Genomic DNA, 13,732 nt, shown 5'->3' on the forward strand with positions numbered 1-13,732 from the left:
TTAGGCTTCATCATCAAGGCGACGTCCGCGCAGGCGTCGGCCGCGGGTAATCAACTCAATGAGCTGCACCGCGCTAAGAGCATGGGCGAACAGCCAGCCCTGGCCGAACCTCACCCCTTCGCTGCTCAAATAGGAGGCCTGGGCTTCATGCTCGATGCCTTCGGCGATCACTTTGAGTTCCAGGGCGTGGGCCATGCGAATGATATGCGGGGCCACGCCGCTGCTGGCGGCATCGTGGCCCAAGGCGTCGATGAAAGCCTTGTCGATTTTCAGGCAATCCACCGGCAGGGTCTGCAAGTAGGCCAGGCTGCAATAACCGGTGCCAAAATCGTCGATCAATACCTGGTGCCCGACATCACGCAGCGATTGCAGGTTATCCCGGGCGACCAATACATCGATCAGCCCGCGCTCGGTCACTTCGAAGGCAATCTGGTTCGCCGAGACCCGATGCAGGGCTAACAGGCGCGCGATGACTTCGCCTATACGCGGCACCATTACATCGCAGGCCGCCAGGTTCACCGAGATATACAGCTGCGGATTGGCCCGCAACAGCTGGCCCAATTGGTCGAACAGCCGCTGCAGCACGAAATCGGTGATCTGGCGGATCTGCCCGGTGTTCTCGGCCATCGGGATAAACAAGTCCGGGCTGGTCAGGGTGCCGTCCGGTCGTCGCCAGCGCAGCAAGGCTTCGGCGCCGACGCAGTTGCGGCTGTCGAGGTCGAAAATCGGCTGGTACAACACCTGTAGTTCACCGCGCCGAATGGCCCCGTGCAGTTCGGCATCCATGGACTGGCGGTGGCGTGCCAGGAGATACACCTGGAAACCAATCCCCAGGCCCAGCACCAGGCTGATGGGCAACATCCACCAAGCATAGGGCGGAACCTTGAAACCGTTGCGCTGGGCAATCAGCACTAGCTGATATTCCGGGCTGTCGGTGGGCATCCGATAGATCAGCCGGGTCTGCGTTACCTGCAAGGCATTTTGGCTTTTCGGTGGCCAAGGCTCCGCGGGCGGCCAGCGTTGTTGGGTGCCCAACACGGGAATGGCCCGCTCGCCATGATCCAGGACCACTAGAAGACTGCTGCCGGGTGGCAGGTCGACCACGTCGGCCAAATGTCCACGGGAGGTCGCGACGCGGAAATTGCCGCGCCCTAGCATCAACGCCGCGCGGTCTTCATTGGGTTCGGTGGTGGTATTGAGCCAATAACTGTAGGTCGGGCCCCGGAGGTCGGGCGGGCGGGTCACCGACAATCCACTCGGGCGCGGGCGATTGGTACAAACGCCGCTGCCATCGATGTACACCGCTTCATAAACGAAACGGTAGTTGAAGCTGACCTCGCGCAAGGTTGCGATCATGTCATCGTCGCAGCCGCGCAAGGGCTGGTTTTGCAGGTCGTCGAGGCTTTCACGCAGTTGCCCGAAGAGCTGTTCCAGCCGGAGCAGGAAGCGCTCGCCCTGGGCATTCATCTGGTCGCTTTCACGCTGCTGGATCTGCTGCACCACCACGAACAGACTGCCCGCCAGCAGCAGGACGGTACTCAGGGCAGCCGCTATCATCGCCAGGAAAAGGGGGCGATGGAGCCAGCTCTGTAGGTTTTCGCGGGCAGCCGTCATCATCGGTAATCCGAAAGTTACCAATGAGTTATAGCCTCTGATTTGGATTTGGCCCGATTCGTCGGACGGGCGTCATTATTTTGTCTGGTTGAGCACCTGCAGAATCGCCGCGCTTTGCGCGTCCGGTGTGCCGTCGAAGCGGGTCGGACGGTAGTGCATCTGGAAGGCGGCCAGCACCTGTTGGGTGGCCACGTCCCATTCGCCGGTCTGGGGCGTTGGGTAGCCCAGGCGGGCCAGTTCGGCCTGGAACCAACTGGCGGACGGTAGCTGCGCGGCGAAGAGTACCTGCTGGCGCGCGACTGCCTGCTCGTCCGGCCATACTCCCAAGCCCGCCTGCGCCAGGCGCTTCCATGGAAACAGCGGGCCTGGATCGAGCTTGCGCAGGGGCGCGATGTCGCTGTGGCCGATGATGCTGCGCGGGTTGAGCCCGTTGCGCTTCAGGATGTCCTTGAGCAACACGGTCAGCGCCTGGACCTGGACTTCGCTGTAGGGATACCAGAGACGCCCGGTGGGCGTGTCGATGAAACCCGGATTGACGATTTCGATGCCAATGGAACTGGAATTGAGCCAGGTCCGACCTTCCCATTCACTTTCCCCGGCGTGCCAGGCACGTCGGCTTTCATCCACCAACTTGTAGATGGTTGCGTCCTTATCGTCGCCAATCAGGTAATGGGCACTGACTTCGCCGTGGGTCAGCAGGGCCAGGGAACGTTCCAGGGAAGCCGAGGTGTAATGCACCACCACGAATTGGATGCGGTTGTCATGATTGACGGAAGGGTGACTGGTGTCGAACCGCGGGCCGCTGGTGCAGCCGGCCAGGACAATTAAAGCAACGATGAGCGAAAGAAATTTCATGGCGGAAGGCATTACGCGCTGGAAGTAATGCAACAGTGTAACGTATCGCCCCGCGATGATCCGGTGCGCGGGACGATAATAAACAAATTGGAACAATTAGCCCTCAGCCCAACTCCACGCGGTTGCGCCCGGCATTTTTCGCCCGGTAGAGCGCCTGATCGGCTCTTTTAAGCACTGAATCGCTGTGTTCGCCCGGCTTGAAGGCCGTCATGCCCACCGATACCGTCACGGTCACCGGCTCGCCCTTGAAATGGAATGGGCAAGCTTCGATGGCCAGGCGCAGCGCCTCGGCCAGCTTGGCGCCAGCGGCGAGGGGCGTATCCGGCACCAGCAGGACAAACTCTTCGCCACCGAAACGCGCGATGAAATCGCTGCCACGAAGGCGCTTGCGCAGGACTGAAGCGATCAGTTTCAACACCCGGTCGCCGGCCAGATGGCCGTAGTTGTCATTGATGCGCTTGAAATGATCGAGGTCGAGCATGGCCAGCAGCAAGCTGTTGCCGTGTTGCTGCCACTGGCCAACTTCATGTTCCAGCCGCTCGGACCAGGCAGCACGGTTGGGCAACCCGGTGAGCGGATCGACCAGCGCTTTTTGCCGTTGCTCTTCGAGATTTTCCCGCACGACCTGGGCATCCTGCTCCATCAGTGCGACACGATCGGCCAGGCTTTTCAGGCGCGTCGAGACTTCCTGCTCGCGCTGATCCCGTTGTTGACGGTGTTGGTCCATCGTGCCGAGCAAGCCTTCAAGATGATTCTCCAGCACCTGCTTGAGGCCTTCCAGGTCATCGGCTTGTTGCACGCTGCTTTGCAGCCCGTCCACCTGTTCGCGAATCTGGGTGTCCATTTGCCGGGAGGCCGACAGGTTGTCGGCGTGGTCTTCACTGGCGGCTTGCAGGCTGCTCTGGAAGGACTCCAGCCGATCATTGAGGCGCTGCAAGTACGCTTCGAACTCATGCTGGCCAGTGTCGGTGATGGCCAGCATCAATACCGCCAGATCATCGAGGATCGGTAGCAGTTCGTACCAATTCAGCCCATTTCGCAGCCGCTCACGCATGGCTTCGGCTTGTGGGCGATGGCGTTCGGGCAAGGTCAGGTCGCCCAACAGGCCCAACAAGGTGTCTTCAATGTGTTTGGCGACCGAGCTGTAGGACGGCTCCGGCGAGTCGGGCAGGGCGTACTGGGCGTCTACGATATCGGCTGCGGCCAGGGGGTCGTCGGGCTCGACTTCTGTTGGCGGCGACGAGGAGGCGGGAAGGGCCTGAGGCTCCTCCTCGGGCATCAGTTCGTCGGGATTCTCCAAGCTGGACGCTGCTACCGGGAGCTCGTGGGCGACCGGTGTTTGCGGCGGGGCGGGCTCGATTGCTTCGTCCAGCTCGCTGGTTGGCTGAATCACTTCGGCGACGGGTGTCGGAGTGGGCGTCGGCGCGACTTGGGACTGCGGCGCAACCGGGCCGACCGGTTCGGGCGTCGCCTCGGCTGCTTGCTCCGCGACCAATGGCTGCGGTGCAGGCCCTGGTGCGACGGAGGCTGCATCATCTGCCGGCTCAACGGCTACCGGCAGAGTCGTTTCTGACGCAGGCGCCACGCTGGCCTGGGCAGGCTCGTGGGGCTGCGGCGTCGCTTCCTCATGGCCTTGGCCGCCAAACAGCCGTTGCAGCAGGCCGGGTCGATTCGGTTCGACAGGGGCGTCCAAGGCGCTCAGGGCCTTGCCTTGCAAACCGCTCAGTTCGCTGAGCAGCAGCGGAATCTCCCGGGCCTGGCCGGCTCGGTCCTCCAGTTGCTTGGCAAACTTCTTCAGCGGCCGGCTGACTTCTTTGGGCAACGGCAGCCTCTGCAACTGGGCGACCAGGGCCGTCAACGCAGCGCTCGTCTGCTCGACCCGGGTTTCGCGGCGTTGCTCGGAATCGAGTACGGCTTTCTCCAGGCGCGGCAGCAGGGCAGCGAGGCCGGCATCCATGTCATCGGTGCGCACTACCTCGCGCATCTCTTTCATGCATTGATCGACAGCCCGGTCAGTGCCCTCGGCGGCCAGGGTGCTGCGCACCAGGCCACGACGCAGCAAGTCGAGCCGAGCATCCCAGCGGCGCTCGAGCTTTTCCTGCTGTTCGATGCTCTTGAGGTATTTCTCTCTCCAGCGTTCGGCGTCGTCGCTCATTCATTCGGATCCGCGAGGGCAGTACTCAGCGCAGGGAATGCATCGGCCGTGAGCGAACCCGGCAAACGAATTTCTACCGCGACCGGCAGGTGATCGGAAATGGGTTGGGCCAGCACCTCGACGCGTTCGAGGGTCAGGGTCGGGCTCAATAGAATATGGTCCAGGCAGCGCTGGGGGCGCCAGCTGGGGAATGTTGCTTCCAGTTGCGGGGCGAGCAAACCGAGATCGCGCAAGGGCGAGGTCTGCAGCAAGTCGGTGGCGTGAGTGTTCATGTCGCCCATCAGGATCTGATGTTTGTAGCCGCCGATCAGCTCGCGAATGTAGGCCAGTTGCATTGTCCGGGTACGCGCCCCGAGGGCCAGGTGCATCATGACCACGATCAGCGCCTCCGGACCTTCGCCGAAACGCGCCAGGATCGCCCCGCGCCCCTTGGGGCCCGGCAGCGGATGATCTTCAATTGCCCACGGGCGCAGGCGACTCAACACGCCATTGCTGTGCTGGCCGAGGCGTCCGAGGTTGCGATTGAGTTGCTGGTACCAGTAGGGAAAAGCGCCCAGTTGGGCCAGGTGTTCCACCTGGTTGACGTAGCCTGACCTCAAGCTACCGCCGTCGGCCTCTTGCAAGGCCACCAGGTCGAAGTCCTTGAGCAGGTCGCCGATTTTCTGCAGGTTGCCGGCACGCCCGGTGTGCGGCAGCAAATGTTGCCAGCCGCGGGTCAGGTAATGCCGGTAGCGCTCGGTGCTGATGCCCACCTGGATATTGAAGCTGAGGAGCCGCAAGCGGCTGTCGCCAGGCAGGCCCGTGGACGTGACATGATGCTCGTTGACCCGTGGTTCATGTAGGCCAACGATGCGTTCGGTACTCCAGCGGGCCATGGGCGTGGGCCGCGCTTAGTTGGCAGCAGCCTTGGTGGCCGCTCGCTCTTTGGCGATCAACTGGTCGGCCAGTTGCAGGGCTTGTTCGGCACCGCCGGCAGAGCCGATGTCAAAGCGGTATTTACCGTTGACGACCATGGTCGGTACGCCGGTGATTTCGTATTTCTTCGCCAGCTCGCGGGCCTTCTTGATCTGGCCCTGGATAGCGAAGGAATCGAAGGTGGCGAGGAACTTGTCCTTATCGACGCCCTGGGTGGCGAGGAAGTCCGCCATCTCATCTTTCTTGACCAGCTTCTTGCCTTCTTTCTGGATCGCGTTGAATACCGCAGCGTGAACCTTGTGCTCGACGCCCATGGCTTCGAGGGTCAGGAACATCTGGCCGTGGGCGTCCCATGGGCCACCGAACATGGCCGGAATGCGGACGAAATTGACGTCCGAAGGCAGTTTTTCAGCCCATGGGTTGATCACCGGTTCGAATGCGTAGCAATGCGGGCAGCCGTACCAGAACAGCTCCACGACTTCGATCTTGCCAGGCGCTGCCACCGGAACGGGGTTGGCCAGTTCGACATAGGGGGCGGCGGGCTTTTCAGCCGCTTGGGCAGTCACGCCGAACAGGCTGGCGGCGACGAGCGCGGCGCTGATGATCAGATTACGCATGCTTTACTCCTGGACAATGAGGGGGCCTGGCAAGGCCTGTTTCTAAGACAGACCGTGGCGGGTTCAAGTTCTCTAGTGTAACGGCAGCGGCCACAAAAAAGGGCGGCCAAAGCCACCCTTTTGATGCTCGCATCGACAGATTAATCGAGCGTTAACGTTGCAAGAGGTGTATCCCCTCGCAACGGCCTTAGTGCAGGCCCTGGATGTAGCTGGAAACGGCGGCGATATCTTCGTCGCTCAGCTTGCGGGCAATGGTGCGCATGGTCATTGCGTCACCGTCGTTGGCACGACCGCCTTCTTCCTTGCGGAAATCGGTCAATTGCTTGGTGATGTACTGGGCATGCTGACCGCCCAAGTGTGGGAAACCGGCAGCGGCGTTGCCCTTGCCGTCAGGGGAATGGCAGCCAGTGCAGGCTGGCAGGCCTTTTTCCAGGTTGCCGCCGCGGAACAGCGCTTCACCGCGAGCCACGAGTTTTGGATCGGCGGCGCCGACGCTGCCCTTCTGGCTGGCGAAGTAGGCTGCGATGTCCTCCAGGTCCTGATCGCTCAGGTTGGTCAGCAGGCCGGTCATTTCCAGCACGACACGCTTGCCGTCCTTGATTTCCTTCAACTGCTTGGTCAAGTAGCGCTCGCCCTGGCCCGCCAGTTTCGGAAAGTTGGGCGCCATGCTATTGCCATCCGGGCCGTGGCAGGCCCCGCATACGGCCACTTTCGCCTCACCGGCCTTGGCATCGCCAGCGGCGTGGGCTACGCCGGATATCCCCAAGGTCAACAGCAGACTCACGATCAGTTTGTTCATCAGCTAATCCAACTACGGCTAAGGGTTAAAGAGTTATGGACCGGGTTCACTCGCTCATCCACTGGATGATGGCTCGGTAATCCTCGGCACTGCAGTCCATGCACAAACCACGCGGCGGCATCGCCTTGAAACCCTGGGTCACGTGTTGCACCAGCGTCTCCATACCTTTCGCCAACCTCGGCGTCCAAGCTTCCTGATCGCCCTTGCGGGGCGCCATGGGGAGTTGGCCGGAATGACAGGCACCACAAACACGGTTGTACACAGCTTCCGGATCCTGTGTAGCCTGAGCGCTGTAAAGCGGCATCAAGACACCGGCAGCTAGCAGCCATTTCGTCATAAAACGACCTTTTCAGGGTTGGGAACGAGCTGCGTTCTAATGCGCAATTTCGGTCGGTCGCTCCCGTGAGCTTCATCCTACGCTGGGACAAAGCGCACACAAAATCTGCGGCATTATATACTGGCGTCACTGAAACGGAAACGACACAGCTTGCCGCGTCCATTCCCGACGCCGCCCACATCGGAAATCCCATGCAACTGAAGAACCCTATCCTCGGCCTGTGCCAACAGTCCACCTTCATGCTCAGCGCCGCCAAAGTCGATCAATGCCCAGACGACGAAGGCTTCGAAGTGGCGTTTGCCGGCCGTTCCAACGCCGGCAAATCCAGCGCGCTGAACACCTTGACCCATGCGAGCCTGGCACGCACCTCGAAAACCCCGGGTCGCACGCAGCTCTTGAACTTCTTCAAGCTAGACGATGAACGGCGTTTGGTCGACCTGCCCGGCTACGGCTACGCCAAGGTACCGATCCCGCTCAAGCAACACTGGCAGCGTCACTTGGAAGCCTACCTGGGCAGCCGCGAGAGTCTGAAAGGTCTGATTCTGATGATGGATATTCGCCATCCGATGACCGACTTCGACCTGTTGATGCTCGATTGGGCGGTCGCCAGCGGCATGCCGATGCACATCCTGCTGACCAAGGCCGACAAGCTCACCTACGGCGCGGCGAAAAATACCTTGCTCAAAGTGCAGTCGGACATTCGCAAGGGCTGGGGCGACGCGATCACTATCCAACTGTTCTCGGCACCCAAGCGCATGGGCTTGGAAGAAGCCTATACCGTGCTGGCGGACTGGATGGAATTGGCGGACAAGGGCAGCGAAGAGGCCGAATAAACCAAATCGCAGGCAAAAAAAACCCCGGACTTCTTATGGGGAGGGGGAAGTTCGGGGTCCAAGTTCCGGACCGCTAGGGCGGGGTCCAGATATCTGCCAACACTTAACACAACATAGGAGCATTGAAGGGCTTCACCAGCCATTCAGAATCTCTGAGTGGCGATTCACGGGTTTAGTTCAGATTTTTTTTGGAAATAACCGTAGGAATTTTCCGAGCTAACGAAGCCATCGCTGGCATTGCGGTGACTCCCTGTGGCGAGGGAGCTTGCTCCCGCTGGCCTGCGCAGCAGGCCCCTGCATTTTTCCAGGCGGACTGCATCGCCCGGTTTGCGACTGCTGCGCAGCCGAGCGGGAGCAAGCTCCCTCGCCACAAAAGCCCTAGGCCTCAGGACGTGGGAATCAGTGCGCCTCGTCCCAGTTATTGCCCACGCCCACTTCCACCAGCAGCGGCACGTCCAGCGTGGCGGCGGCGCTCATGTGCTGGCGGATCTCTTCGCGAACCTGGTCGACCAAGTCTTCACGCACCTCCAGCACCAGTTCGTCGTGGACTTGCAGGATGACTTTCGCATCCAGCCCTGACGCCGTCAGCCAGCCATCCACGGCAACCATGGCTTTCTTGATGATGTCAGCCGCCGTGCCTTGCATCGGCGCGTTGATGGCGGTGCGCTCGGCGCCTTTGCGCAGGGCCGGGTTTTTCGCGTTGATGTCTGGCAGGTACAGGCGACGACCAAAAATGGTTTCGACGAAACCTTGCTCGGCCGCCTGGGCGCGGGTGCGCTCCATGTAGGCCAGCACACCTGGGTAGCGGGCGAAGTAGCGGTCGATGTAGGCCTGGGACTGCTTGCGATCGACGCCAATCTGCTTGGCCAGGCCGAACGCGCTCATGCCGTAGATCAAGCCGAAGTTGATCGCCTTGGCGCTGCGGCGTTGGTCGTGGGTGACGGCTTCCAGGTCGACGCCGAACACCTCGGCCGCCGTGGCCCGGTGCACGTCCAGGTCATTGCGAAAGGCGTGGAGCAACCCTTCATCCTTGGCCAGGTGCGCCATGATCCGCAGTTCGATCTGCGAATAGTCCGCCGCCAGCAGCTTGTAGCCTTTCGGCGCAACGAACGCCTGGCGGATGCGCCGGCCTTCGGCGGTCCGAATCGGAATGTTCTGCAGGTTCGGATCGATGGACGACAAGCGCCCGGTCGCGGCGACGGCTTGCTGGTAATTGGTATGGACGCGGCCGGTGCGGCTGTTGATCTGTTCCGGCAAGCGATCGGTGTAGGTGCTCTTGAGCTTGCTCAGGGAACGGTACTGCATCAGCACCTTGGGCAGCGGGTAATCCTGCTCCGCCAGTTCGGCGAGCACCGCTTCGGCGGTGGAAGCCTGGCCCTTGGCGGTTTTGCTGAGCACCGGCAAGCCGAGCTTTTCGTACAGGATCACGCCCAATTGCTTCGGCGAACCGAGGTTGAATTCCTCACCGGCGATGGCAAACGCCTCACGCTCCAGGGCCACCAACTTCTCGCCCAACTCGACACTTTGTACGCCCAGCAGGTTGGCATCCACCAGCGCGCCCTGGCGCTCGATGCGCGCCAGGACCGGCATCAGCGGCATTTCGATGTCGTTGAGCACCGGGCCCAGGCTTGGCGTGGCGGCCAGCTTTTCCTGCAAGGCCTGGTGCAGGCGGAAAGTCACGTCGGCGTCTTCGGCGGCGTAAGGGCCGGCCAGTTCCAGGGAAATCTGGTCGAAGGTCAGTTGCTTGACCCCTTTGCCGGCGATGTCCTGGAAATCGGTCTTGCTCTGGCCCAGGTATTTGAGCGCCAGGCTGTCCATGTCGTGACGGGTCGCAGTGGAGTCCAGCACGTAGGATTCCAGCATGGTGTCAAAGGCGATGCCCTGGACCAGGATGCCGTTGTTCTGGTCACCGCCAATGGCGCAGTTGGCCAGGATGTTGGTTTCGAACTTGGCGTGCTGGCCAACCTTGAGCTTGTCCGGGTTTTCCAGCAGCGGCTTGAGCACCTTGAGCACTGTGTCGCGGTCCAGTTGCTCCGGCACGCCCATGTAGGAATGGGTCAGCGGGATGTAGGCCGCCTCGAACGGGGCCACGGCGAACGACAGGCCAACGAGTTGCGAATGCTGGGCATCGCCGCCGTTGGTTTCGGTGACAAAGGCAAACAGCGGCGCTTTTTCCAGTTTCGCCAGCCACGCGTCAAAGCGCGCCTGGTCGAGGATGACCTCATACTTGGCCTCGGCAGCGCCGGGCTGTTCGTCGGCCACTTCGACGATCTCCTGGCCGGAACGCTTGGCGTCCCGCTGGTTTTCTTCGAACCAGCTCTTGAACTCTAGCAACGTATACAGCTCGGCCAGTTTCTCGTGGTCGGGCGTGCCCATTTGCAGGTCGTCGAGGCCGACATCCAATGGCACGTCGGTCTTGATGGTCGCCAGTTCGTAGGACAGGAATGCCATTTCCTTGTGTTCTTCGAGCTTGGCGGCGAGGGTCTTGGCGCCACGGATCGGCAAGGTGGCGACGATGTCCAGTTGCGCGTACAGCTCGGTCAGGCCGCCGTTGACGCCCACCAGCAGGCCGGAAGCGGTCTTCGGTCCGATACCCGGGACGCCCGGGATGTTGTCGGACGAATCGCCCATCAACGCCAGGTAATCGATGATCTGCTCCGGAGCGACGCCAAACTTCTCCTTCACGCCAGCCACGTCCAGGGCGCTACCGGTCATGGTATTGACCAAGGTAATGTGCCCGTCGACCAACTGCGCCATGTCCTTGTCGCCGGTGGAGATCACCACCGGACGGTCGGCCGCCGCGCTGCTGCGGGCCAGGGTGCCGATCACGTCATCGGCCTCGACGTTGTCCACGCACAGCAACGGGAAGCCCAGGGCCTTGACGCTGGCGTGCAGCGGTTCGATCTGCACGCGCATGTCGTCGGGCATGCTCGGGCGGTTGGCCTTGTATTCGGCGTACAGCGCATCGCGAAACGTCCCACCCTTGGCGTCGAACACCACGGCGAACGGACTGTCCGGATACTGCTTGCGCAGGCTCTTGAGCATGTTCAGCACGCCCTTGACCGCACCGGTCGGCAGGCCTTTGGACGTGGTCAGCGGTGGCAGCGCATGAAAGGCGCGGTACAGATAAGAAGAACCGTCCACCAGGACGAGGGGGGCTTGGCTCATGAGCAGGATCAACCTTTTCGGCGGGTCCGGGGCTAGAATAGCGGGACCGTTGACGACAAAGGGACAAGGTTATCATGCGTACACTAAATCGCCTGTTACTGGCTGGCTTGTTTGCATTCACCCCGCTGGCCGTCATGGCGGCGGATGACGCGCCCTCGGCGGACCCGGATGTCACCATCCGCACCGAAGGCGATAAAACCATTCAGGAATATCGGCAAAACGGCTTTTTGTACGCGATCAAGGTCACGCCCAAGAACGGCAAGCCTTATTTCCTGGTACGCGCCGACGGCACTGATGCAAACTTCATCCGCTCGGACCAGCCGGATATGCTGATCCCTTCGTGGAAAATCTTTGAGTGGTAATACCGCTCGCGACTTCAACCGGCGCCCGCTGAAGGGCGCCCGTACTGGCAGTTTAACCATGTCTGTGTTCACGCCCCTGGCTCGGCCCGAGCTGGAAACCTTTCTCGCCCCTTACGGGCTCGGCCGCTTGCTTGATTTCCAGGGGATCGCCGCTGGCAGCGAAAACACCAATTTCTTTATCAGCCTGGAGCAGGGCGAGTTCGTCCTGACCCTGGTCGAGCGCGGCCCGGTGCAGGAAATGCCGTTCTTCATCGAACTGCTGGACGTGCTGCACAACGCCAACCTGCCGGTGCCTTACGCCTTGCGCACCACCGACGGCGTCGCGCTGCGGGAGCTGGCGGGCAAACCGGCGCTGCTGCAACCGCGCCTGGCCGGCAAGCACATCAAGCAGGCCAACGCCCAGCATTGCGCCCAGGTCGGCGAATTGCTCGCCCATCTGCACCTGGCGACCAAAGGCAACATGATCAAGCGCAAGACCGATCGCGGCCTGGACTGGATGGAGGAGGAGGGCGGCAAACTGCTTTCGCACCTCGACGCCGAACCGCGTCAGCTGCTGGAGGCTGCGCTGGAAGAAATTTCGTTGAAGAAGGTCGGCATCCTGGCGCTGCCCCGGGCCAACATCCACGCCGATCTGTTCCGCGACAATGCGATGTTCGAAGGCACGCACCTGACCGGGTTGATCGACTTCTATAACGCCTGCTCCGGGCCGATGCTGTATGACGTCGCCATCGCCCTGAATGACTGGTGCTCGGATGACGACGGCGTGCTCGATGGCGCCCGGGCCCGGGCGTTGCTGGGTGCTTATGCAGCGTTGCGGCCGTTCACGGCTGCCGAGGCCGAGCTATGGCCGACCCTGTTGCGCGTGGCATGCGTGCGGTTCTGGTTGTCGCGGTTGATCGCCGCCGAATCGTTTGCCGGGCAGGATGTGTTGATCCATGACCCAAAGGAGTTCCAGCAGCGCTTGGCGCAGCGGCAGACGGTTCATACGGTGTTGCCGTTCGCCCTCTGACACTCGGTGGATCTGAATGCCTTTGTGGCGAGGGAGCTTGCTCCCGCTCGGTTGCGCAGCGACCGCAAGATCTTTAGGGCCGCTTCGCGGCCCAGCGGGAGCAAGCTCCCTCGCCACAGGTTCTGCGTTGGCAGGCTATAACGACTCCAGGCACCCCGCCAAATCATTGCCCAACTTCTCCAACAACTGCTCATACCCCTGCGCCGTCGCCGGGGTATAGCCGCCCAGTGCATCCAGTTCCGCCAGTTTCACCGGCAACCCGGCCACCAAGGTTTCGGCCAGGCGCGGGCGCAGGGGCGGTTCGCTGAAGACGCAGGTCTTGCCCACCGCCTGCAAGCGCGTGCGCATCGCCGCCACGTGCTGGGCGCCGGGCTGGACTTCGGCGGCCACGGCGAACACCCCGGCGTGCTTGAGGCCGTAGTTGTCTTCGAAATAATCGAACGCCTCGTGGAAGACGAAGTACGGCTTGCCCGCAACCCCGGCCAGGCGCGTCTTGAGGCGCGTGTCCAAGGCATCGAGGCGCTGGTTGAAGCCCTTGAGGTTGTTTTGATAGCGGGCCGCATTCGCTGGATCCGCCGCGCTCAGGTCAGCCGCCATCCTGGCGGCGATCACCCGCGCATTGTGCGGCGACAGCCACAGGTGGGCGTCCACGGTGCCGGGGCGATGGTCGTGATCGTGATCATCGCCCTCATCATGGTCATGATCCTCGTGGGACGCGCTGTCCTGGGCGAAGTGACGCAACTTGAGCCCGGGCAGCTCCTGCACCGCAACGGAGGGCAGGGTACGACCGTTCAACACGCGCGGTAGGAAACCTTCCATGTCCGGCCCAATCCAGTACAGCAGGTCCACCGACTGCACCTTGCGTACATCGGAGGGCCGCAACGCGTAGTGATGCGGCGAAGCCCCCGGGGGCAGCAACACTTCCGGAACGGCCACGCCGTCCTGCACGGCGGCGGCGATCAGTTGCAGCGGCTTGATGCTGGTGAGGACCTTGACGTCGGCCTGGGCCGGGCCGATCAGTAGAAAACTTGCGACAAAAGCGACAAAGAGCGAAAAAAATCGGGACAC

Annotated in this window: 12 protein-coding genes; 3 read left to right on the forward strand and 9 right to left on the reverse strand. The window is 61.8% G+C overall.

Annotated features, from left to right (window positions below):
• The 7 genes from J3P88_RS00155 to J3P88_RS00185 form a co-directional block, all read right to left on the reverse strand.
• Complete coding sequence (locus tag J3P88_RS00155; protein ID WP_434576653.1) at positions 1-1,614, reverse strand: EAL domain-containing protein; 1,614 nt, start codon at positions 1,612-1,614, stop codon at positions 1-3.
• A gap of 75 nt (positions 1,615-1,689) precedes the next feature.
• Complete coding sequence (locus tag J3P88_RS00160) at positions 1,690-2,469, reverse strand: N-acetylmuramoyl-L-alanine amidase (protein ID WP_434573331.1); 780 nt, start codon at positions 2,467-2,469, stop codon at positions 1,690-1,692.
• A gap of 103 nt (positions 2,470-2,572) precedes the next feature.
• Positions 2,573-4,624 carry a diguanylate cyclase gene (locus J3P88_RS00165; RefSeq protein WP_434573333.1) on the reverse strand — a complete coding sequence of 684 codons (2,052 nt, stop codon included), beginning with the start codon at positions 4,622-4,624 and terminating at the stop codon, positions 2,573-2,575.
• Positions 4,621-5,499, reverse strand: coding sequence for an endonuclease/exonuclease/phosphatase family protein (locus tag J3P88_RS00170; protein ID WP_186706426.1), 879 nt, complete (start codon positions 5,497-5,499; stop codon positions 4,621-4,623). The genes J3P88_RS00165 and J3P88_RS00170 overlap by 4 nt, the downstream gene beginning before the upstream one ends.
• A 15-nt stretch (positions 5,500-5,514) precedes the next feature.
• Complete coding sequence (locus J3P88_RS00175) at positions 5,515-6,156, reverse strand: thiol:disulfide interchange protein DsbA/DsbL (RefSeq protein ID WP_186706427.1); 642 nt, start codon at positions 6,154-6,156, stop codon at positions 5,515-5,517.
• 187 nt (positions 6,157-6,343) lie between these two features.
• Positions 6,344-6,955, reverse strand: a complete 612-nt coding sequence (locus J3P88_RS00180) for a c-type cytochrome (RefSeq protein ID WP_186706428.1) — start codon at positions 6,953-6,955, stop codon at positions 6,344-6,346.
• A gap of 46 nt (positions 6,956-7,001) precedes the next feature.
• Positions 7,002-7,292, reverse strand: a complete 291-nt coding sequence (locus J3P88_RS00185) for a c-type cytochrome (RefSeq protein WP_003196231.1) — start codon at positions 7,290-7,292, stop codon at positions 7,002-7,004.
• Between the two features lie 191 nt (positions 7,293-7,483).
• Between J3P88_RS00185 and yihA the strand changes: the two genes are divergently transcribed.
• Entirely contained in the window at positions 7,484-8,125 is a 642-nt protein-coding gene (yihA, locus tag J3P88_RS00190; protein ID WP_186706429.1) for a ribosome biogenesis GTP-binding protein YihA/YsxC, read from the forward strand.
• A 399-nt stretch (positions 8,126-8,524) separates the two neighbouring features.
• Here yihA and polA read toward each other — a convergent pair whose 3' ends face one another.
• Positions 8,525-11,293, reverse strand: a complete 2,769-nt coding sequence (polA, locus tag J3P88_RS00195) for a DNA polymerase I (RefSeq protein WP_434573338.1) — start codon at positions 11,291-11,293, stop codon at positions 8,525-8,527.
• Positions 11,294-11,367: 74 nt separating this feature from the next.
• On the opposite strand from polA, the gene J3P88_RS00200 reads away from it, so the two are divergent.
• Both J3P88_RS00200 and J3P88_RS00205 read left to right on the forward strand, forming a co-directional pair.
• On the forward strand, positions 11,368-11,655 hold the full coding sequence (locus tag J3P88_RS00200; RefSeq protein ID WP_053126892.1) for a DUF2782 domain-containing protein: 288 nt from the start codon (positions 11,368-11,370) through the stop codon (positions 11,653-11,655).
• 58 nt (positions 11,656-11,713) lie between these two features.
• Complete coding sequence (locus J3P88_RS00205; protein WP_434573340.1) at positions 11,714-12,664, forward strand: homoserine kinase; 951 nt, start codon at positions 11,714-11,716, stop codon at positions 12,662-12,664.
• A gap of 135 nt (positions 12,665-12,799) precedes the next feature.
• On the opposite strand, the gene znuA is transcribed toward J3P88_RS00205, so the two are convergent.
• The gene (gene znuA / locus J3P88_RS00210) at positions 12,800-13,732 is read right to left on the reverse strand and encodes a zinc ABC transporter substrate-binding protein ZnuA (protein WP_411386060.1); all 933 of its coding nucleotides are present in this window, start codon (positions 13,730-13,732) and stop codon (positions 12,800-12,802) included.

Source organism: Pseudomonas sp. Z3-6 (assembly GCF_051131985.1).
In the GTDB taxonomy this organism is placed as follows: Bacteria; Pseudomonadota; Gammaproteobacteria; order Pseudomonadales; family Pseudomonadaceae; genus Aquipseudomonas; species Aquipseudomonas zanjanensis.

Coding starts and splice junctions, on each gene's coding strand:
- J3P88_RS00155 (WP_434576653.1), bottom strand. CDS start 1,614: ATGACGGCTGCCCGCGAAAACCTACAGAGCTGGCTCCATCGCCCCCTT.
- J3P88_RS00160 (WP_434573331.1), bottom strand. CDS start 2,469: ATGAAATTTCTTTCGCTCATCGTTGCTTTAATTGTCCTGGCCGGCTGC.
- J3P88_RS00165 (WP_434573333.1), bottom strand. CDS start 4,624: ATGAGCGACGACGCCGAACGCTGGAGAGAGAAATACCTCAAGAGCATC.
- J3P88_RS00170 (WP_186706426.1), bottom strand. CDS start 5,499: ATGGCCCGCTGGAGTACCGAACGCATCGTTGGCCTACATGAACCACGG.
- J3P88_RS00175 (WP_186706427.1), bottom strand. CDS start 6,156: ATGCGTAATCTGATCATCAGCGCCGCGCTCGTCGCCGCCAGCCTGTTC.
- J3P88_RS00180 (WP_186706428.1), bottom strand. CDS start 6,955: ATGAACAAACTGATCGTGAGTCTGCTGTTGACCTTGGGGATATCCGGC.
- J3P88_RS00185 (WP_003196231.1), bottom strand. CDS start 7,292: ATGACGAAATGGCTGCTAGCTGCCGGTGTCTTGATGCCGCTTTACAGC.
- yihA (WP_186706429.1), top strand. CDS start 7,484: ATGCAACTGAAGAACCCTATCCTCGGCCTGTGCCAACAGTCCACCTTC.
- polA (WP_434573338.1), bottom strand. CDS start 11,293: ATGAGCCAAGCCCCCCTCGTCCTGGTGGACGGTTCTTCTTATCTGTAC.
- J3P88_RS00200 (WP_053126892.1), top strand. CDS start 11,368: ATGCGTACACTAAATCGCCTGTTACTGGCTGGCTTGTTTGCATTCACC.
- J3P88_RS00205 (WP_434573340.1), top strand. CDS start 11,714: ATGTCTGTGTTCACGCCCCTGGCTCGGCCCGAGCTGGAAACCTTTCTC.